This is a genomic window from Oceanicola sp. D3 (assembly GCF_006351965.1).
Lineage (GTDB): Bacteria > Pseudomonadota > Alphaproteobacteria > Rhodobacterales > Rhodobacteraceae > Vannielia.
The window spans coordinates 3,739,357-3,757,215 of the sequence record NZ_CP040932.1; the positions used below are offsets into that span (position 1 = coordinate 3,739,357).

Sequence of the window (17,859 nt, forward strand, 5' to 3'; positions counted from 1 at the left end):
AGCCCTCGCCCGGGGATCAGCCCCCAAGCGCTGCTATCCTCTGGCTATAAGCCGCCCGCAGGCAGGGCACGCTGGCCCCGCAGCCGTTGCGCTGTGCCAGCCAATCCCTCTGCCCGGCATCAAGTTGCCGTTTCCCGGCAGCGCTCATGCGCCCGCGACGGCTGTAAAATAGCGAGGCCATACGCTTGTCGAGATCGGCCAGTTCGACGCTGCCGCAAATGGCATATTCGGTTGGCGTGCCTGCCCGGTCGCAATTGAAGCTCGGGTCAGGGTCGCGCCTAGTGATCCGCGGGGCCGGGTCGGGAGCGGGCGCCGGGTCTGGTTCGGCGGCCACACGTGGCTCCGTCACAGGCACCCGCGGCGTGGCCTCAAGCCGGGGCGCGGGCGGTTCTGCCAAGCCGGGCAAGGCGGCGTATCCCTCAAGCTCTGGCCCGAAGGTGGAAAAGGTTTCAATCCCGCTGTCGCGCAACTCATCGGGCGGAAACCAGTAAATCCGGTCGCTCGGCGTTTCCAGCATCCGCACCATGAACAGGCTCGGCACGTCGTATTCCTTGAGGTAGTCGAAGATTTGCGCCGCAACTGATTGCGCATCGGCCTCCGCCGCCGGCCCCGTCACCGCGCCGCCCGAGGTAAACTGGTGAACCCCCAGCCGCCCATAGGCCCGCCGCGCCTTGCCCGCCACAAAGAGAAAGGAGCAGGCCGAAGCGCAATCGGCCTCGGGCGGGATCACCGTCGAAAGCGCCCGGTCAAAGACAATCGCCGAAAGCTCCAGCCCCTGATGCACATCCCCACCCGGCGAGATCAAAAACAGGGTGTCCACCTCGCCGTGCTCGCGCAGCGCCTTGCGCAAATCGAAGGTCGCGCCGCGTTTGATCTGGCCATTGAGCACCAGCACATTCGGCAGCGCGGGCGCGTGGCGAAACGCGCCGTAGGTCTTGATCTCTTGAGCCACACCGGGGGCCGCGAGGGCCAAGAGCCCGGCGACGATGCCAGCAAAGGTCAAAACCCGGCGCATCTCTTCTTCCCTCCTCAGCCCTGCGGAGCGCGCCGCAGCTGATACACCCCTTCAGGCAGGTCCAGTGCCGCCGCAAGATCGCGGAGCTGGCTCAACGACAGGGTGATTTTCTGCACCTCGTCCTGCCGCGGATCGAGTTGCTCGATGGTCACGCAATCCTCGAAGGCCTGAATGGTCACATCTTCCTGCAAATGTGGGCCCGGCTCATCGACCAGCGTTATCACCGTCGCGTCAAAATCGTGTTCGATGGTAAACATGCCCCCAGCCTAGCCCGCCGCCCTGCCCCTGTCAGCCGCGAAACGCGCAGGCACCCTCTCTGGGCATCAAGGGGCTACAGCGCAGTGCAACGGCCTGCTATTCTGCCCGGCGAAAGAGCAGTCAGGCAGAGACAGAGGCCCATGATTAAACATCTATGCGCAATTGTGGCGCTGGCATCCCTCACCGCATGCGTCGAGGTGCCCTCCGAGCCACAGCAGCCCCCAAGCCAGCCCACACCCACCGCCGCGCCCGCCAGCGTCGACGCCAACCGCGCGGCGCGCAACTTCGTGACCGTCGTCAAACGGGTGGAGCCGGTGGCCGAGCGCGAATGCCGCGCCCGCCTGCCCCGCGCCAACTGCGATTTCCTCATCATCGTCGATGATCGGCGCGGCCAGCCCGCCAACGCCTACCAAACAGAAGATCGCTCGGGCCGCCCGGTGATCGCCTTCACGCTGGCGCTGATTGCCGATGCCCGCAATCAGGATGAGCTGGCCTTTATCCTCGGCCACGAGGCCGCGCATCACATCAAGGAGCACATCCCTCGCACCCGCGAAAGCGCCACCTTCGGGGCGCTTGTGCTTGGCACGCTGGTCGGCGTGGGCGGCGGCGGCGATGCTGCGGTGGAGGCGGCCACGCGAGTTGGTGCAGGCATCGGCGCGCGGCGGTTCTCCAAGGAATTCGAGCTGGAGGCCGATGCGCTCGGCACGATCATCGCCAAGAAAGCAGGCTTCAACCCGGTGCGCGGCGCGCAGTATTTCACCCGCATCCCAGATCCGGGCGATGTGTTTCTGGGCAGCCACCCGCCCAACGCCTCGCGGATCGAAACCGTGCGCCGGACCGCCGCCAACATGTAGCGCCCCCGCGCCACCACCTGCCCCATTTGCAGCCCTATGCTGCGGCAGGCTTCAAAAACCGCGCCTCCGCCGCTATCTGAAAGCAGGGGCGAGAGGTCGGACGAGGGCAGCGGATGTTCAAGCAACAAGTGAAGCGGATCTGGCTCCGCACCAAATGGTCGTGGGAGGGCTTCGCCCACGTCTGGAGCACCGAGCATTCCCTCAAGCAGTGGATCGTCGCCTACCTCGCCTCGGCGCTGATGGCTCTGATCCTGCCAATCTCGGCCGGGGAGAAGGCCCTGCTGCTGATGGGCGGCATCCTCGTCTTTGCCTTTGAGTGCCTCAACACGGCCATCGAGCGCACCGTTGATCACATCTCTATGGAGCGTCACCCGCTGGCCAAACAGGCCAAAGACACCGCCTCCGCCGCGGTCGCCCTCGCGGCCATTGCCGTGGGGCTGGCCTGGCTGGTGATTCTGCTCGGGCTTGCTTTTTAAAGCCCGTCGCGGGCAAGCTTGGAGGCATTAAGCCCCAAGCCCTCAGGAAAAAGCCCATGTTCACACGCTCCACCGCTTTCGCCGCCGCCAGCCTCCTCTGCCTCGCCCTGCCCGCCGTCGCTGAAGGCCTCTCGGGCCGCTACGCCGTGGCCGGGATGAACCCCGATGGCAGCAAGTACACCGGCACTGTCGATCTGGTCGAAAATGGCGGCGCCGTCAGCATGACCTGGCAGGTGGCGGGCAGCAATTACGCCGGTGCAGGCCCGGTGGACGGCAAGGTCATCACCATCCGCTGGGGCGATCCCGAGCCGGTGTATTACGTCATCACCCCAACGGGCGAACTCCACGGCACATGGGCCGGCGGCACCGCGCTGGAAAAACTCACGCCCCTGCCCTGATACCCCGGTTTGACCTGAGTCAAAGACGGTCGCCGCCCGTTTTGCAAAACCTGTCCTGCGAACCGGAACAAGGACAGGCCGCGATGAAACCGCTCGGAGACGAACGCACGCACTACCTGCTGGCCATGGGCATGGCCAAGGCCACCCGCACCGATCTGGCGCAGGCGATGGAAGAGGGTGCGCTCGACAGCGAGGCATGGTCCGCAATGGTCACCCGCTGCCGAGGCTGCGGCTGGGCCGAGCGCTGCGGCGAATGGCTCGATACCGCGATCGAAGAGGGCGCAAACTGCCCACCCAGCTGCGTTAACCAGCGCCGCTTTGAAGAATTGCGCGCCAGATCCGAGCAAGCCCGCCGGGAGTCCGATCGGGCCGTCGACCGGGCCAGCCAGGCTATCGCTCGCGTGGAGGCATTGCGCCAGAGCCATTGAGCCCGCTTACAGAGACATGCCGGCAGGGAGAGAGGAGTGGGTGAGGGGCCCGCTCCGCCGGCATCACAAGGGGTCGGTGACTGGGGAGCCACCGACCCCTTTTCATGTTCAAGGCCAAGGCAGTCGGCACTCCACGCTTGGCAGCACCCAATGCAGCGGATAGAGCCGTGCCATGCGCCTGTTTTTGGTAGATACCCTGACGGCAGTGCTCTTTTTCACCACCGTCGCCGCCCTCTCCGAGCTGCTGATCGCCGGGATGGAGCCCTCCGCCGTGCTGTTCACCCGCCTCGTGATGATCCCGGTGATGGTGGCCACGGGCCGCCCCTATGGCTGGTGGCGCGACATGCTCTTCCGCCGCTTCGCGCCCCGCCGCGCGCGCGCCCGCACCGCGCTCGACATCACCGCCTTCATCAGCTTTCAGGCCCCGGTCTACGCCCTCACCCTGCTCGCCGCGGGGGCCACACTGGCCCAAACCACCGCCGCCGTCGGCTCCGCCCTCGTGCTGATGGTGCTGCTCAGCCGCCCCTACGGACTGCTTCTGGACTGGTCGCGCCGGATGGCCGGGGTCACGCCCGCCTAGTCTACCCGCTGTCCCCAAAGGTCGTATTCGCTGGCCTCGTCCACCTCGACCGTTACGATATCGCCTGGCGCCAGCCCCTCGGTGCCCTCGTCGATAAACAGGTTCCCGTCGATCTCCGGCGCATCGGCCTTGGTCCGGCAAGTGGCCACGCCGTCGGCGTCGATCTCGTCCACGATCACATCCATCCGCTGGCCGACCTTCGCTGCCAGCTTAGCCTCGCTGATCGCTTGCGCCTTCTCCATGAACCGCGCCCAGCGCTCTTCCTTCACCTCGGCGGGCACATGGTCGGGCAGGTCGTTCGACCGCGCCCCGGCGACATTCTCGTATTGAAAACAGCCAACACGATCCAGCTGCGCCTCATCCAGCCAATCCAGCAAGTGAGCAAACTCTTCCTCGGTCTCACCCGGGTAGCCCACAATGAAGGTGCTGCGCAGGGTGATATCGGGGCAAATGCTCCGCCACTCCGCGATCCGCTCCAGCGTCTTCTCGCCATGCGCCGGCCGGGCCATGCGCTTCAGCGTCTCGGGGTGGGAGTGCTGGAAGGGGATATCAAGGTAGGGCAGCACCAGCCCGTCCGCCATCAGCGGAATGACCTGCCGCACATGCGGATAGGGGTAAACGTAATGCAGCCGCACCCAAGCGCCGAGGCTGCCGAGATCGCGCGCCAGATCGGTGATATGCGCCCGGTGCCCCCGCTCTTCGGAATGCTTGATGTCCACGCCATAGGCCGAGGTGTCTTGGCTGATGACCAGCAACTCGCGCACCCCCGCCTCCACCAGCCGCTCCGCCTCGCGCACCACCGCATGGGCCGGACGGCTCACAAGCCGGCCGCGCATATCCGGAATGATGCAGAACTTGCACTTGTGGTTACAGCCCTCCGAAATCTTCAGATAGCTGTAGTGGCGTGGCGTCAGGCTCACGCCCGAGGCTGGCAGCAAATCCACAAACGGGTCGGGCGCGGGGGGCACCGCCGAATGCACCGCATCCAGCACCTGCTCGTATTGGTGCGGCCCGGTTACCGCCAGCACCTTCGGATGCGCCCCGGTGATGTATTCCGGCTCCGCCCCAAGGCAGCCCGTCACGATCACCCGCCCATTGGCCGCCATCGCCTCACCAATCGCATCGAGGCTCTCGGCCTTGGCCGAGTCGAGAAAGCCGCAAGTGTTTACAATCACCGCATCGGCCCCGGAATAGTCGGGCGAAATCCCGTAGCCCTCAGCCCGCAGTCGCGTCAAAATCCGCTCGCTGTCCACCAGCGCCTTCGGGCATCCCAGCGAGACCATGCCAATGCGCGGCTGCCCCTCACAGGGCGCCTCACCGAATTTCGGGCGTGGGGCAAGGTCGGGGCGCAGGTCGGGCGGATTGCTGGACATGGAGCGCGCTATACAGGCGCTTGCCCCTTGGCGGAAGGGGGCACGACGCGGCGAAAGGTGATCGAGGTCGGCCTGTCATAGCCCTCATGGGCCGTGCGGGCGACCTCCTTAAAGCCCAGCGCCGCAAAGGTGGCGTGGTTTTCCACCAGTTCCACCCGGCTCTGCAATTCCAGCGCCTCAAAGCCGCCGTCCCGCGCCATCTCCTCGGCCAGCGCCACCATCTGCCGCAACAACCCGCGCCCGCGCAGCTGCTCGGTCACCGCCAGCTTGCCAAGATAAAGCACCGGGCGACGCGGCGAGGCAAAGCCGCAGGCCACCACGCGGGCGCCGTAGCGCACCAGCATCAGCACCTCCCGCTCCGCCTTTTCCGCCAGCCCCTCCGGGGTAACCGCAGCAAGCGAGGAAGGCGGGTCAATCCGCCCCTCCATGAAGGCAAAACTCTCCACCAGCAGCCGGTGCACCCCAGCCCAATCGGCAAAATCCTGCCCAGCCACCTCGGCCCGCATCTTCAAATCGCGCCTCCGCATCCCCATATTATTACTGCGCAGCGGAAATTCAGGCCGCACTTGCGCTTAAAGTCATAGCAATCGCCCCGCCTCGGGCGAACCCAATTGAGAGAGATGTTAAAATGTCTTTGATACAAGACGTCGATCGCGCGATCTCGACAGCTGCCATGCAGCACCTCCGCTTCACCGTAGCCGGTCGCAACGTGACCCCCGCAATCTATCAGCCCGTCCGCGACAAGATCGCCGATAACACAATCACCGCACGGCGGGCCGGCCCGGCTGGCGTTTGCGGCGTTTACCGCTTCGGGCCCAACAGGTTCGATCTCGGCTTCACCGCCGTGGATGGAGACCCGTTCAGGGCCGCGCTGGTGGTGCATGAATCCACCCATGCCGCCTTCGACTACATCGCCCAGCCAATGCCGGTGAAGGTCTCCGAGGCGCTCGCCTACATTGCTCAGGCGCTCTACTTTTATCACTCCAATCGGCAGGCCATCGAAGAGTCAGACGAGCTGACCCTCTCCGAGCCGCTCAACACCGCCTACGCCGTCTCAGAACCCGCCCGCAGCGAGGCGCACACCTTCACCGATGAAGAGTTGGCCCCGCTCTACGCGGCGATTGATGCCGACTCGCACTACCACGGGCGCGGCGACGACGATGAAGGGATAGACGGGATCGAATGATCCTGTCTCAGCGCGCGGGCCGCCCGTCCTCCCCCAGCGGCCCGCGCCTATAGCTCACGGTTTGATGCGCCAGCCGGTCTTGAAGATCGCATAGATCGCCAAGAGGCAGACCACAAAGAAGCCCGCCACTGCCACCAGCGAAATGCCCACCGGCACATCGGAGATGCCGAAGAAGCTCCAGCGGAAGCCGCTGACGAGGTAGAGCACCGGGTTGAAGTGGCTCACCGTCGCCCAGGCCGGCGGCAGCATCGAGATCGAGTAGAACGACCCACCAAGAAACACGAGCGGCGTGACCACCAGCAGCGGGATAAGCTGCAACTGCTCGAAGTTCTTCGCCCAGATCCCGATGATGAAGCCCAGCAGCGCAAAGCTCACCGCCGTCATCACCAGAAAGGCCAGCATCCACACCGGATGCAGAATGTTCAGCTCCACGAAGAAGCTCGCCGTGATCATGATGATGCCCGCGATAAACAACGCCTTGGTCGCCGCCGCCCCCACATAGCCCATGACCACCTCGATAAAGCTCATCGGCGCGCTCAGAAGCTCAAAGATCGTGCCAATGAACTTCGGAAAGTAGATTCCAAAGCTCGCGTTGCTGATCGACTGTTGCAGCAGCGTTAGCATCACCAGCCCCGGCACGATGAAGGCGCCGTAGCTCACCCCCTCCACGCTCTCGATCCGCCCGCCAATGGCCGAGCCGAAGACCACGAAGTAAAGCACCGTCGAAAGCACCGGCGACACGATGCTTTGGGTCACGGTCCTGAAGAACCGCGTCATTTCAAATCGGTAGATCGCCGCAATCGCCCGCCAGTTCATTGCGCGGCCTCCTTCTGGTCCTGGTTCTCTTCGACCAGCGAAAGGAACACATCCTCAAGGCTCGACTGGCGGGTGGAGAGATCGGTAAATTTCAGCCCGGCAGAGGCCAGATCGGCCATCAGCCGCGTCACCCCGGTCGACCCGGCGGTGGTGTCGAAGGTATAGGTCAGCCGCGTGCCGTCCAGCTCAAGATCATAGCCCTGCAGGCTGTCAGGCAGCGTCGCGGGCGCTTCTGCCAGCTCCAGCACCAGCTCCTTACGGCCAAGGCTCTTCATCAGCTTGTCCTTGTCTTCCACAAGCAGCAGCCGGCCCTTGTCGATCACCCCGATCCGGTCGGCCATCTCCTCGGCCTCCTCGATATAATGGGTGGTCAGGATGATGGTCACGCCCTCGCTGCGCAGCTCGCGCACCAGCGCCCACATGTCCTTGCGCAGGTTCACATCCACGCCCGCCGTCGGCTCGTCGAGGAACAGCACCCGCGGCTCGTGGCTGAGCGCCTTTGCAATCAGCACCCGCCGCTTCATCCCGCCCGAAAGCTCATTGTTGCGGCTGTCCTTCTTGTCCCACAGGCTCAGGCTCTTCAGCACCTTTTCCAGATGCGCCTCGTCCTTCTTCTTGCCGAACAGCCCGCGCGAAAAGCGCACCGTGTTCAGCACCTTCTCGAAGGGCTCAATCGAAATTTCCTGAGGCACCAGCCCGATCATCTCGCGCGCCGCGCGGTAATCGGTTGCAATGTCATGCCCGCCCACCGTCACGCTGCCGCCCGTGGGCGTCACCAGCCCGCAGACCGCCGAGATCAGCGTGGTCTTGCCCGCGCCATTGGGCCCGAGCAGCGCAAGAATCTCACCTTCTTCGATATCCAGATCGACGCCATGCAACGCGGTGAACCCGTCGTCATAGGTCTTTTGCAATCCCTTGATGGAAATGATCGGGGCCATGATGCGGCCTCCTTCCCTCGTTATGCCAGGGAGAAAGGTGTAGCGCCGAAAGACCCCACGGCAAGACCGAACGGTTCAGTTTCTTGCGCCGTGCTGACAGGGGACTGTCAGCATTCAGCCAACAGGGCGGCGCTTTCCGGCATATGTTTCAACGTCTTGTCGATCAGCGCACACCACTTCGGCCCACCGGCCCGCGCCTCCTCCCAAGCTTCCGCCAACTCGCCCGGCCGGTCTTCCGCCAGCGCCGCGATCAGCAGCGCCGCCTGCGCGCGGTCCTTGCGCGCCTTGATCGCATCCCGCCCCTCCCGCCGCGCCGCGACGATAAGCTTGTGAATCGCAAAGGCCTCAGGTCGCGGGATCTGCACCAGCACGCCCGAGCGGTAGAGCCCAACCGCAGGGATGGGCCGTGCCAAGAGAAAATTCAGGTAATGCAGCGATTGTGCCGATACGCCGAGAGAAGGCAGCGGCTTCAGCCCCTCGTCCGCCTCAAAGGACGGCGTGAGGAACTCCACAAGCATCTCCCGCCGGGTCTGACGCCACCGCCAGACCTTGCCCTTATCGAGCGACGGCACGGGATCGAAGGACAGGTTCGACAAGACATCGTTCATCGGCTCCGAAACCGTGTCATCAAGCGCCACCGAGAGCCGTTCGAAACTGGCGATATCCACATCGCCTGTCATCGCGGCACCCGAATATCCCAGCTTTACGCCCAACTCGCCCTCGTAAAGCTTGAAGGCCTGCGTGCCTATGATGGTGCCGCCAAGCCGAAACACACCAATCCGCGCCATCGCTGACAGAAGGCTACCGGTGCCCCCGTCCATCGTCGCTACGCCCTCGGCACGCAGCAGGCGCACGAGCCGCGTGCGATGGTCATTGCGTTCTGATGCTTCCGCCTTGATCTCGGAAATCCGCTCCAGACGAGCCCTCAGCTCGGGAGTGTCCTCACCGATGTAGGTTCTTTGCTGAGCCGAACCGGTACGATACGTGTCGTACCAATAGGACTTTTCATTAACTTTGTAGAGCTTTGGCGTGCCACGGATCTCCGTGACCCGCTCATCAAGATGAGAGCGAAGCAGGTCGTGATAGGCCGATTGGGCGTTCAGCGAATGTCGGCTCAGCTCATCCATATACAGCAAAAATATTTTTTGCTGTATATGCCGTCAATATCTTTGTGCAGCAAAAACCAAAATTGCTATGCACAATCCCCTCAGCGGCGGCGGTCGCGGCGCGAACTCATCGGCTGGAAGGCCACGCCAACATGGGCTTCGCAGTAGGGCTTGCCCTGTTGCACGGAAAGCCCGCAAAACCAAAAGTCCTCTGTCGCCGGGTCGCCGATCGGCCATTTGCAGGTCCGCTCGGTCAGCTCCATCAGGCTGAGTTTCTTGGCCTTCTTCTCAACCTCGCGCACCGAGGCCAGCGCCTCGGGGCTGATCTCGTTGGCCGAGGGCTGCGGCGGCAGCGGCTGGCCTGCGGGGATGATCGCCTTGCGCGCGGCACTCATCGGCGGCGCGGCGCTCTGGGTCGCAGGCTCTTCCTTGGCGGGCTTTTCCTTGGCCGGTTCAGCAGCCTTCTGCGGCTTGGCCTTCGCCTTGGGCTTTGCAGCCGCCGGCTTTTCCTTCGCGGCGGGTTTTGCCGCCGGCGCGGGCGAAGCCCCCGTCGCACGGTTCGAAAGCCCAAGCCGGTGCACCTTGCCAATCACGGCATTGCGGGTCACCCCGCCCAGCTCCTTGGCAATCTGGCTGGCCGACTGGCCTTCGCCCCACATCCGTTTCAGGGTTTCCACGCGCTCATCGGTCCACGACATTGGCCCGTCATCCTTTCAACTGAAAAGCGGCCCGCCACCGGGCCGCTTGTTTCCCTTATTTTACTACGCCAGCGCCCGGGTGCAACCCGACCGGGCGCTTTCTACCTTCTCTCCAGGCCAGCAGTAGCGCGCCCGCCACGATCACGCCCGCGCCCAGGTAGCTCACCCAGCCGGGCAAAACGCCAAAGACCACCGCATCGAAGATCGCGGCAAAGACCAGCGTGCCGTAGGTGAACGGAGCGGCAAAGGAGGCGTCTGCCCGCGCCATCCCGTTGATAAAGAGGGTCTGGGTCAGTGCCATCGTCACCCCAACCCCCGCCGCCGCGCCCCATTGCAGCCCGGTCGGCATCTGCCATCCAGCCGCCACGGCAGCCACCGAGGCAATCACCACGCCGATGCAATTGTTCACCAGCAGAATTTGCAGCCGCCCCTCCCGCCCGGTGAGCTTCTTGATCCAGATCGCCTCCAACCCCATCGAAACCGCCGCCCCCATCGCCAGCAGCGCCGCAGGCTGAAAGCTCGCAGGGGTGGGCCGCAGCAAAATGGTCGCGCCGGTCAGGGCAATCGCCACCGCGCCCCAGCGCACCCAGCCCACCCGCTCACCCAGCAACAGCACCGCAAAGATCAGCGTAAAGACAGGGCTGGTGAAGGTGAGCGCCGTGGCATCGGCCATCGGTATATAGGCCACCGCCGCGAACATTAAAGTCACCCCGCCCCAACCGCAGCCGGTGCGCGCGATATGCAGCCCCATATGCGGGCGCGTCAGCCGCAGCCGCATCACCGCCGCCGCCATCGCAAACACCATCAGCGCAAAGACAAAGCGCCCCTGGCTCACCTGAAAGGGCGAAAGGGCGGGGCCAAGCGCGTCGGTCGTCAGCGACTTGGCGAACAGCGTGGAAAGCGCAATGAAACAGGTCGAGGCCACGATGCAGATCGCCGCAATCAGGTTGTCCGGCTTGACCGGGATAAAGGTGGCGTCACGCATCAGGGATCCGGGGGTTTTATGCTCCCCGCATAGATCGTGCTTCCCAAGGCCGCGTCAATGCGCTATCTGCCCCGCCATGACCACTTGCGCCAATATCCGACGCCGACGCCGCGCCTGATTACTCTCGGGCCGCTTCGCCGTGCCCGCCCGCAACCCGGTCCAAACCCCAAAAATCGTTGACGAAAGCCCCTCTCTGAGCCATTTCGGGGCTTCATTCCAGAAAGGACGATCCGATGATCCCCTCCATCCTGCCGACCTACAATCGCGCACCCCTCACCTTCGTGAAGGGCGAAGGCGCATGGCTGGTGGAGCAGGATGGCCGACGTTTCCTTGATCTCGGCTCCGGCATCGCCGTGAATGCTCTGGGCCACGCCGCGCCCGAGCTGGTGCAGGTGCTCACCGAGCAGGCCAGCAAGCTCTGGCACGTGTCCAACCTCTACACCGTGGCCGAGCAGAAGGCGCTGGCCGACAAGCTGGTGGAGGTGAGCTTTGCCGATACCGTCTTCTTCACCAACTCCGGCACCGAAACCTGCGAGCTGGCGGTGAAGATGGCCCGCAAGTTCCACCACGCGGCGGGCAACCCCGAGCGCATCGAAATCCTCACCTTCGAAGGCTGCTTCCACGGCCGCTCCTCCGCCGCGATCGCCGCCTCGGGCAGCGAAAAGATGGTTGGCGGCTTCGGCCCCGTCCTCCCCGGCTTCCGCCACCTCGCATGGGGCGACATGGCGCAATTCGAGGCCGAGGTCGCCAAGCCCGATGTCGCCGCCGTCATGATCGAGCCGGTGCAGGGCGAGGGCGGCATCCGCGTGCTGCCCGATGACCAGCTCAAGGCCATCCGCGCCGCCTGCACCGCGCATGGCGTGCTGCTGATCGCGGATGAGGTGCAATGCGGCATTGGCCGCACCGGCAAGTTCTTCGGCTTCGAATGGGCCGGGATCGCGCCCGATATCGCCATGTCCGCCAAGGGCATCGGCGGCGGCTTCCCCCTCGGCGCGGTGCTGGCCACCGAGGCCGCTGCGGCGGGCATGGTCGCAGGCACCCACGGCTCCACCTACGGCGGCAACCCGCTGGGCTGCGCCGTGGGCAAGGCGGTGGTCGATGTGGTCTCCGACCCGGCGTTTCTCGACGCGGTCAACCGCAAGTCCGGCCTCCTGCGGCAAAAGCTGGAGGGGCTGATCGACGCCCACCCCGAGGTTTTCGAAAGCGTCCGCGGGCAAGGCCTCATGCTCGGCATCAAGTGCAAGGCCCCGGTGGCCGACGTGGTGAAGGCGGGCTACGACGCCCTCGTCATCACCGTGCCTGCGGCCGACAACGTGGCCCGCCTGCTGCCGCCCCTGAACATCACCGAGGAAGAAATTTCCGAGGCCATCACCCGGCTCGACGCCGCCGCAACTGCCGTGGAGACCGCGCAATGAACCACTTCCTCGACATCAACAAAACCGACATCACCGACCTTCGCGCGATGATCGACAACGCAACCGCCATGAAGAAGGCCCGCGCTGGCCGCCTCAAGGGCCTGCCCGACGACGAGCAGCCGCTGGCGGGCCATATCGTTGCGCTGGTGTTTGAAAAACCCTCCACCCGTACCCGCGTCAGCTTCGACGTGGGAGTGCGCCAGATGGGCGGGCAAACCATGGTCCTCTCGGGCGGCGAAATGCAGCTTGGCCACGGCGAAACCATCGCCGACACCGCCCGCGTGCTGTCGCGCTACGTTGATCTCATCATGCTGCGCACCTTCGCCGAAGATACCCTGCTGGAAATGGCCGAGCACGCCTCGGTGCCCGTCATCAACGGCCTCACCGACCGCACCCACCCCTGCCAGATCATGGCAGACGTGATGACCTACGAGGAGCATCGCGGCCCGATTGCGGGCAAAAAGGTCGTCTGGGCGGGCGATGGCAACAACGTCTGCGCCAGCTTCCTGCACGCCGCAGGCAAATTCGGCTTCGATGTCACCTTCTGCGGCCCCGAACAGCTTGATCCCGAGCGGGTGTTCGTCGAAGAGGCCCGCGCCGCAGGCTCCAAAGTGGAGTTCGACCGCGATATCTGGTCCGCCGTCGAAGGTGCCGACCTGATCGTGGCCGATACATGGGTGTCGATGCACGATGCCCAAAGCACCCGCGAACGCCGCCACAACCTGCTGCGCCCCTATCAGGTGAATGAGGACGTGATGGCCGCCGCGGGCGAGCAGGCGCTGTTCATGCACTGCCTCCCCGCGCACCGGGGCGAAGAGGTGACAAGCGCGGTGATGGATGGCCCGCAGTCGGTAATCTTCGATGAGGCCGAAAACCGCCTGCACGCGCAAAAGGCCGTTCTGCGCTGGTGCCTCGGCGCCTGAGGCAAGGCAGCTCATCAAGACCCTCCGTGCCTTTCTTCGCAGCTGCAGGGAGGGCTCAAACGGCCAACGCGCGCCCCCTAAAACGCAACCACCGGCCGCCTGTTCCTGAAAACGGGGGGCCGGTGGCTTTGGGGGCGTGACTGGTTATTCTGCTTACTCTTTCGCCCTTCGGATGTGCTCTCTCAGCCGGCTGGTATCGTCAGCCGCTGGCCCGCACGGATCTTGTCGGGGCTCAAAAGCGCTTCCCGATTTGCTTCGAAGATCATCGTGTAACGGCTGGTCACGCCGTAGAAGCGATAGGCAATCGCCGCAAGGCTGTCGCCCCGCTTCACGGTGTAGGTCACCGGCGATTCAAGCTGGCGGACCACGGGGCGCTGCACCGGCGTTGGCGCTGCGGCAGCGGCTCCGTTTGCGGCCTGCTGGCGTGCGCCCGCCTCGGCCCCGGCCCGTGCCGTGGAGGCACTGACCAGCGCGTTCAGCACCAGCGCCGAATCCACCTGCCCGTCGGGCCGCAGCAGGGCCGCCGGCGCGTCAAGCTGCCCGGATGCCGAAAGCCGGTCGATCAGCTCGATCAGGTCTTCATCCGACCGGCCCTCTTCGATCGCCTGCGCAATCACGTCTTCCAGCGCCACCACAGGCCCGGCCCCGTTGCCCGCATCCGCCTCTTGCGAAAACTCGGCCCCAAGCCCGTTCAGCACATAGGCTGTCGACCACTCCTGCGCGTCTTCCAGTGCCGATGTCACCTTGCGCGGCCCTTGGCCAAGGCCGATCAACACGTAATCCGTCGTCCACGAGGCTGCGTCTCTCAGGGCCCGGTCGGATGACGCGCGGGACTTCGTGCTGCGCTCCACGTTCACCAGCGGGCCGCCCATTGCCTCCGGATCGGGGGTGGACGCCACATCGGCAGCGGGCTGTTCCTCGGGCAGCTCATGGCCCAGCCCGGCCAGCACACCCCGGCTGAGCGCTTCCACATCGCCGCTTGCGCCCGGCGTGGTGTCTTCGATTGCAGGGGCCGAGAGGGCCACTGCCGCCGCAAGGGCATTCTCATCCGCGAGCGGCCCCTGTTTTTCGGCCGCCGCGGTGGCGACCTCCGCCACCTCCAGCGGCTGCACCTCGGGCTCCGGCATCACCGCCGCAGCCTCAACCGGCTCTGCGGCCACATCCTCGGCCCCGCTCGCAAGCTCACCGCTTCGCAGCATCTCGCCGGTGCTCACAGCCTCCGCCGCGCCGCTGTTGCGCCCGATCCCGGGCATGAAGAGCACCGCCGCAAGGGTCGCCGTCAGCAACGCAGAGGCCACAACCAGAGCTCTGAACATGTTATCCTGCCCCCGCATCGCCATCAGGGTTGCGCCACGTTCAGGCCGAGCATCTGCCAAACCTGAATCCCACCACGGTAGTAATGCAGCTTCTCTGCCGGGTAGCCCGCCGAAGAGAGGCTGGCGATGGATTTGGCGGTCTGGTCGCAGCCGGGCCCGGCGCAAAACAGGGTCAGCTCCATTGCGCCATCAAAGTTCCAATTGCCACCGTTCTCCTTGGCCCCCAGCGCCTTGAGAATATCTTTGCGATAGGGGTTTTCGGGATCGAGCGTGGTGTAAGGCACATTCACCGCGCCGGGGATTGTGCCGTTGATGAAAACGTCAGGCATCCGGCTGTCGAGCAGCAGGCCCTTGCCGCTGGCCACCGTGTTTTCGAGAAAGGCGATAACCTCGAGCTCGCCCACGGTTTCCACGCCTTCTGCCACATAGGCGGGCTGGATGCAGGCGGGCGGGCAGTTCTGCGCCCCCGCGGCTTCGTCTTGCGTTCTTTCAATGGTGATCGCTTCGCCCTTCAGGTCGAAGCTCTTTGAAAGCATGTCTTCCGTAATCCGGATCGGCTCCGCCCCGAGGCCAGCAACCCCTGTGGCATATGCCGCCGCAATCGCAACCGCGATCATGCGCATAATATGTCCCCCAACAGCCGGAGCGCCCTTGATTATGGAAATGGCAGACGGACGCGCCTATCCTATACACCGCAAAATGTAGCGAAGTTTCGCCTATGCGGTCAATATAAAGTGTAGCTTTCAAGATACGGTGGCTCGCCCGTCGGCGAGTTTATGAGTCGTTCCAAGGGCTTACCCGACGCCTAAATTTCAACCGGCTCCGGCAAACTCCCGCCATGGCAGCCACGCGGGCCGATTGCAGGGATCAGGCCCGCCCGCCAAGCACCGCACCCGCAAGGTAGAGCGAGCCGCAAATCACCACCCGCGCCTCGGGAGAGGTGGCTGCAATTCGCGCAAGAGCCCCCGCCAGATCGGGGGCGATCTCGGCCTGCAACCCCAAAGCTGTCGCCGCCTGCGCCACCGCCTCGGGCGGGTGGGCCTTTTCCTCTCCGGGGATCGGCACGGCCACCACCCGGCCCGCCACCTCGGCCAATGGCGCGAGAAACGCCTCAACCGGTCGGTTGGCCAGCATCCCCACCACCAGCACCGTCTCCCGGGCAGGCAGGTCCGCCAGCCCGGCAGCGAGCACCTGCGCGGCGGCGGGGTTGTGGCCACCATCGAGCCACAGCTCCAGCCCCTCGCGCGGCTCCAACCGCTGCATCCGGGCGGGCCACTCGGCCCGGCTCATCGCCGCTTCCAGCGCCTCTTCGCCCTTGCCCAGCGCCCGCAGCGCCACCACGACAACGCCCGCATTGGCCACCTGATGCGGCCCACGCAGCACCGGCAGCGGCAGGTCCAAAAGGCCCGTCTCGTCCTGCACCACCAGCCGCCCGCGCTCCGCCGCGCCGTGCCAGTGCTGGCCCTCAACCAACAATGGTGCGCCGACCCGTGCAGCCGCCCGCTCAATGGCCTCTTCCGCCTCTTCGGCCTGTCGCGCCACCACGGCCCGCACGCCGCGCTTCAATATCCCGGCCTTCTCGCCCGCGATCTCACCCAGCGTCTCGCCCAGATATTCCTGATGATCCAATGCCACCGGGGTAACGACGCAAAGCGCCGGGCTGTCGATCACATTGGTCGCATCCAGCCGCCCGCCAAGGCCCACCTCCAGCAGGCACCAATCGGCAGGCTCCCGTGCCATGGCAACAAAGGCCGCCGCCGTCGTCGCCTCGAAAAAGGTGATCTCTTCGCCCGCGTTGGCCTCGATCACCTCTTCCAGCACGCCACATAGCGCGCCTTCAGAAATCTCCTGCCCCGCCAGCACGATCCGCTCGTGAAACCGCACCAGATGCGGCGAGGTATAGGCATGCACCCTCTGCCCAGCGCCCTCCAGCCCGGCCCGCAGCATCGCCTGCACCGAGCCCTTGCCGTTGGTGCCCGCGATATGCACCACGGGCGGCAACTGCCGCTCGGGGTTGCCGAGGGCCGCGAGAAGCCGGTGCATCCGGCCCAATGTCAGGTCAATCTCCGCCGGGTGGAGCCGCATCAGCCGCTCCAGCAGGGCCGCGCTTGTCACTTCTTCTGCTCTTCCATCGGCGCAGCCTCATCGCCCGCCGCAGCCTGCGAGGGCTCGGGCTGCTCCGGTGCGGGCAGCTCAGGCTCGGGCGGCGGTGCAGGCAGATCGCCCACCACCGGCGGCTCCATCCCCATCAGCATCCGACAGAGCGACACCAGCTCTTCCTTCATCTTCTTGCGATGGGTCACCCGGTCGAGCATCCCGTGATCCAGCAGGTACTCGGCCCGTTGAAAGCCCTCCGGCAGCTGCTCACGAATGGTCTGCTCAATCACCCGCGTGCCAGCAAAGCCGATCAGCGCATTCGGCTCGGCAATGTGGATATCGCCCAGCATCGCGTAAGAGGCCGTCACCCCGCCCGTCGTCGGGTGCGTCAGCACCACGATGTAGGGCAGCCCGGCCTCTTTGAGCATCTGGATCGCCACGGTGGTGCGCGGCATCTGCATCAGCGCCAGAATGCCCTCCTGCATCCGGGCACCGCCAGCGGCGGAAAATACGATATAGGGCCGCTTCATCTTCACCGCGCGCTCTGCCCCCGCGATAAAGGCATTGCCCACATACATGCTCATCGAGCCACCGATGAAGCTGAAATCCTGCGCCGCCGCCACAACCGGCGTGCGCCCCATCTCGCCCTCGGCCACCAGCATCGCCTCATGCTCGCCCGTCGCCCGCTGGGCCGCCTTCAGCCGGTCCGGATAGCGCTTCTGGTCGCGAAACTGCAGCGGGTCGGCCACCGGCTCGGGCACGTTCACCTCGGTGAAGATCCCGCCGTCGAACAGTGCCGTGAACCGCTCGCGCGGGGTGAGCTGCATGTGATGGTCGCAGCTTGTGCAGACGTTCAGATTGTCGCTCAGTTCCCGGTGGAACAGCATCGTGCCGCACTCCGGGCACTTCTTCCACAGGTTCTCGGGCACCTCACGGCGCGAGAAGAGCGAGTTGATCTTCGGGCGAACGTAGTTGGAAATCCAGTTCATCGCACCTT

General features: G+C 65.0%; 21 protein-coding genes. 8 read left to right on the forward strand and 13 right to left on the reverse strand.

Annotated elements, in window-relative coordinates; translation table 11 throughout:
- Positions 1–16: 16 nt before the first annotated feature.
- Positions 17–1,015, reverse strand: coding sequence for a lysozyme inhibitor LprI family protein (locus FHY55_RS18805; protein ID WP_140015651.1), 999 nt, complete (start codon positions 1,013–1,015; stop codon positions 17–19).
- A 14-nt stretch (positions 1,016–1,029) separates the two neighbouring features.
- Positions 1,030–1,272, reverse strand: a complete 243-nt coding sequence (locus tag FHY55_RS18810) for a hypothetical protein (RefSeq protein WP_140015652.1) — start codon at positions 1,270–1,272, stop codon at positions 1,030–1,032.
- 141 nt (positions 1,273–1,413) lie between these two features.
- Between FHY55_RS18810 and FHY55_RS18815 the strand changes: the two genes are divergently transcribed.
- The 5 genes from FHY55_RS18815 to alaE all read left to right on the forward strand — a co-directional run bounded on the left by FHY55_RS18815 (position 1,414) and on the right by alaE (position 4,009).
- Positions 1,414–2,127 carry a M48 family metallopeptidase gene (locus tag FHY55_RS18815; RefSeq protein WP_140015653.1) on the forward strand — a complete coding sequence of 238 codons (714 nt, stop codon included), beginning with the start codon at positions 1,414–1,416 and terminating at the stop codon, positions 2,125–2,127.
- Positions 2,128–2,240: 113 nt separating this feature from the next.
- A complete protein-coding gene (locus tag FHY55_RS18820) occupies positions 2,241–2,603 on the forward strand; it encodes a diacylglycerol kinase (protein WP_140015654.1) in 363 nt (120 codons plus the stop codon).
- A gap of 56 nt (positions 2,604–2,659) precedes the next feature.
- On the forward strand, positions 2,660–3,001 hold the full coding sequence (locus tag FHY55_RS18825; RefSeq protein WP_140015655.1) for a hypothetical protein: 342 nt from the start codon (positions 2,660–2,662) through the stop codon (positions 2,999–3,001).
- An 83-nt stretch (positions 3,002–3,084) separates the two neighbouring features.
- Complete coding sequence (locus FHY55_RS18830; RefSeq protein WP_140015656.1) at positions 3,085–3,429, forward strand: DUF6455 family protein; 345 nt, start codon at positions 3,085–3,087, stop codon at positions 3,427–3,429.
- 172 nt (positions 3,430–3,601) lie between these two features.
- Complete coding sequence (alaE, locus tag FHY55_RS18835; protein ID WP_140015657.1) at positions 3,602–4,009, forward strand: L-alanine exporter AlaE; 408 nt, start codon at positions 3,602–3,604, stop codon at positions 4,007–4,009.
- On the opposite strand, the gene rimO is transcribed toward alaE, so the two are convergent.
- Together rimO and FHY55_RS18845 are read right to left on the reverse strand one after the other, a co-directional pair.
- The gene (rimO, locus tag FHY55_RS18840; RefSeq protein WP_140015658.1) at positions 4,006–5,382 is read right to left on the reverse strand and encodes a 30S ribosomal protein S12 methylthiotransferase RimO; all 1,377 of its coding nucleotides are present in this window, start codon (positions 5,380–5,382) and stop codon (positions 4,006–4,008) included. The two genes, alaE and rimO, sit on opposite strands and share 4 nt — an antisense overlap.
- An 8-nt stretch (positions 5,383–5,390) precedes the next feature.
- The gene (locus FHY55_RS18845; RefSeq protein WP_140016194.1) at positions 5,391–5,888 is read right to left on the reverse strand and encodes an N-acetyltransferase; all 498 of its coding nucleotides are present in this window, start codon (positions 5,886–5,888) and stop codon (positions 5,391–5,393) included.
- A gap of 122 nt (positions 5,889–6,010) precedes the next feature.
- Here FHY55_RS18845 and FHY55_RS18850 point away from each other — a divergent pair, with 122 nt between their 5' ends.
- Positions 6,011–6,568: a hypothetical protein gene (locus FHY55_RS18850; RefSeq protein WP_140015659.1), complete on the forward strand. Its 558-nt coding sequence runs from the start codon at positions 6,011–6,013 to the stop codon at positions 6,566–6,568.
- A gap of 54 nt (positions 6,569–6,622) precedes the next feature.
- Here FHY55_RS18850 and FHY55_RS18855 read toward each other — a convergent pair whose 3' ends face one another.
- The 5 genes from FHY55_RS18855 to FHY55_RS18875 form a co-directional block, all read right to left on the reverse strand.
- Positions 6,623–7,384, reverse strand: a complete 762-nt coding sequence (locus tag FHY55_RS18855) for an ABC transporter permease (RefSeq protein ID WP_140015660.1) — start codon at positions 7,382–7,384, stop codon at positions 6,623–6,625.
- The gene (locus FHY55_RS18860) at positions 7,381–8,322 is read right to left on the reverse strand and encodes an ABC transporter ATP-binding protein (RefSeq protein WP_140015661.1); all 942 of its coding nucleotides are present in this window, start codon (positions 8,320–8,322) and stop codon (positions 7,381–7,383) included. Before FHY55_RS18860 ends, FHY55_RS18855 begins: the two co-directional genes overlap by 4 nt.
- Positions 8,323–8,429: 107 nt before the next feature.
- A complete protein-coding gene (locus FHY55_RS18865; protein ID WP_140015662.1) occupies positions 8,430–9,449 on the reverse strand; it encodes a GSU2403 family nucleotidyltransferase fold protein in 1,020 nt (339 codons plus the stop codon).
- A gap of 80 nt (positions 9,450–9,529) precedes the next feature.
- Entirely contained in the window at positions 9,530–10,126 is a 597-nt protein-coding gene (locus tag FHY55_RS18870) for a GcrA family cell cycle regulator (protein WP_140015663.1), read from the reverse strand.
- A gap of 55 nt (positions 10,127–10,181) precedes the next feature.
- Complete coding sequence (locus tag FHY55_RS18875; protein WP_140015664.1) at positions 10,182–11,111, reverse strand: DMT family transporter; 930 nt, start codon at positions 11,109–11,111, stop codon at positions 10,182–10,184.
- A 233-nt stretch (positions 11,112–11,344) separates the two neighbouring features.
- Between FHY55_RS18875 and FHY55_RS18880 the strand changes: the two genes are divergently transcribed.
- On the forward strand, positions 11,345–12,526 hold the full coding sequence (locus tag FHY55_RS18880) for an aspartate aminotransferase family protein (RefSeq protein WP_140015665.1): 1,182 nt from the start codon (positions 11,345–11,347) through the stop codon (positions 12,524–12,526).
- Positions 12,523–13,449, forward strand: a complete 927-nt coding sequence (argF, locus tag FHY55_RS18885) for an ornithine carbamoyltransferase (protein ID WP_140015666.1) — start codon at positions 12,523–12,525, stop codon at positions 13,447–13,449. The genes FHY55_RS18880 and argF overlap by 4 nt, the downstream gene beginning before the upstream one ends.
- A 182-nt stretch (positions 13,450–13,631) precedes the next feature.
- Here argF and FHY55_RS20685 read toward each other — a convergent pair whose 3' ends face one another.
- The 4 genes from FHY55_RS20685 to accD all read right to left on the reverse strand — a co-directional run bounded on the left by FHY55_RS20685 (position 13,632) and on the right by accD (position 17,851).
- Positions 13,632–14,765 (reverse strand): LysM peptidoglycan-binding domain-containing protein, encoded by a 1,134-nt coding sequence (locus FHY55_RS20685; RefSeq protein ID WP_210410514.1) that lies wholly within the window; start codon positions 14,763–14,765, stop codon positions 13,632–13,634.
- Between the two features lie 23 nt (positions 14,766–14,788).
- On the reverse strand, positions 14,789–15,388 hold the full coding sequence (locus FHY55_RS18895; protein ID WP_140015667.1) for a rhodanese-like domain-containing protein: 600 nt from the start codon (positions 15,386–15,388) through the stop codon (positions 14,789–14,791).
- Positions 15,389–15,632: 244 nt separating this feature from the next.
- A complete protein-coding gene (locus FHY55_RS18900; protein WP_140016196.1) occupies positions 15,633–16,850 on the reverse strand; it encodes a folylpolyglutamate synthase/dihydrofolate synthase family protein in 1,218 nt (405 codons plus the stop codon).
- A 26-nt stretch (positions 16,851–16,876) separates the two neighbouring features.
- The gene (gene accD / locus FHY55_RS18905) at positions 16,877–17,851 is read right to left on the reverse strand and encodes an acetyl-CoA carboxylase, carboxyltransferase subunit beta (RefSeq protein WP_140015668.1); all 975 of its coding nucleotides are present in this window, start codon (positions 17,849–17,851) and stop codon (positions 16,877–16,879) included.
- Positions 17,852–17,859 lie beyond the last annotated feature (8 nt).

Bases quoted from the DNA above. Each gene is read 5' to 3' on its own strand.
- FHY55_RS18855 (WP_140015660.1), bottom strand. From the start codon at position 7,384: ATGAACTGGCGGGCGATTGCGGCGATCTACCGATTTGAAATGACGCGG.
- argF (WP_140015666.1), top strand. From the start codon at position 12,523: ATGAACCACTTCCTCGACATCAACAAAACCGACATCACCGACCTTCGC.
- accD (WP_140015668.1), bottom strand. From the start codon at position 17,851: ATGAACTGGATTTCCAACTACGTTCGCCCGAAGATCAACTCGCTCTTC.
- FHY55_RS18810 (WP_140015652.1), bottom strand. From the start codon at position 1,272: ATGTTTACCATCGAACACGATTTTGACGCGACGGTGATAACGCTGGTC.
- FHY55_RS18820 (WP_140015654.1), top strand. From the start codon at position 2,241: ATGTTCAAGCAACAAGTGAAGCGGATCTGGCTCCGCACCAAATGGTCG.
- FHY55_RS18895 (WP_140015667.1), bottom strand. From the start codon at position 15,388: ATGCGCATGATCGCGGTTGCGATTGCGGCGGCATATGCCACAGGGGTT.
- FHY55_RS18880 (WP_140015665.1), top strand. From the start codon at position 11,345: ATGATCCCCTCCATCCTGCCGACCTACAATCGCGCACCCCTCACCTTC.
- alaE (WP_140015657.1), top strand. From the start codon at position 3,602: ATGCGCCTGTTTTTGGTAGATACCCTGACGGCAGTGCTCTTTTTCACC.
- FHY55_RS18805 (WP_140015651.1), bottom strand. From the start codon at position 1,015: ATGCGCCGGGTTTTGACCTTTGCTGGCATCGTCGCCGGGCTCTTGGCC.
- FHY55_RS18825 (WP_140015655.1), top strand. From the start codon at position 2,660: ATGTTCACACGCTCCACCGCTTTCGCCGCCGCCAGCCTCCTCTGCCTC.
- FHY55_RS18900 (WP_140016196.1), bottom strand. From the start codon at position 16,850: ATGCGGCTCCACCCGGCGGAGATTGACCTGACATTGGGCCGGATGCAC.
- FHY55_RS18850 (WP_140015659.1), top strand. From the start codon at position 6,011: ATGTCTTTGATACAAGACGTCGATCGCGCGATCTCGACAGCTGCCATG.
- rimO (WP_140015658.1), bottom strand. From the start codon at position 5,382: ATGTCCAGCAATCCGCCCGACCTGCGCCCCGACCTTGCCCCACGCCCG.
- FHY55_RS18845 (WP_140016194.1), bottom strand. From the start codon at position 5,888: ATGCGGGCCGAGGTGGCTGGGCAGGATTTTGCCGATTGGGCTGGGGTG.
- FHY55_RS18830 (WP_140015656.1), top strand. From the start codon at position 3,085: ATGAAACCGCTCGGAGACGAACGCACGCACTACCTGCTGGCCATGGGC.
- FHY55_RS18815 (WP_140015653.1), top strand. From the start codon at position 1,414: ATGATTAAACATCTATGCGCAATTGTGGCGCTGGCATCCCTCACCGCA.
- FHY55_RS18875 (WP_140015664.1), bottom strand. From the start codon at position 11,111: ATGCGTGACGCCACCTTTATCCCGGTCAAGCCGGACAACCTGATTGCG.
- FHY55_RS18860 (WP_140015661.1), bottom strand. From the start codon at position 8,322: ATGGCCCCGATCATTTCCATCAAGGGATTGCAAAAGACCTATGACGAC.
- FHY55_RS20685 (WP_210410514.1), bottom strand. From the start codon at position 14,765: ATGTTCAGAGCTCTGGTTGTGGCCTCTGCGTTGCTGACGGCGACCCTT.
- FHY55_RS18865 (WP_140015662.1), bottom strand. From the start codon at position 9,449: ATGGATGAGCTGAGCCGACATTCGCTGAACGCCCAATCGGCCTATCAC.
- FHY55_RS18870 (WP_140015663.1), bottom strand. From the start codon at position 10,126: ATGTCGTGGACCGATGAGCGCGTGGAAACCCTGAAACGGATGTGGGGC.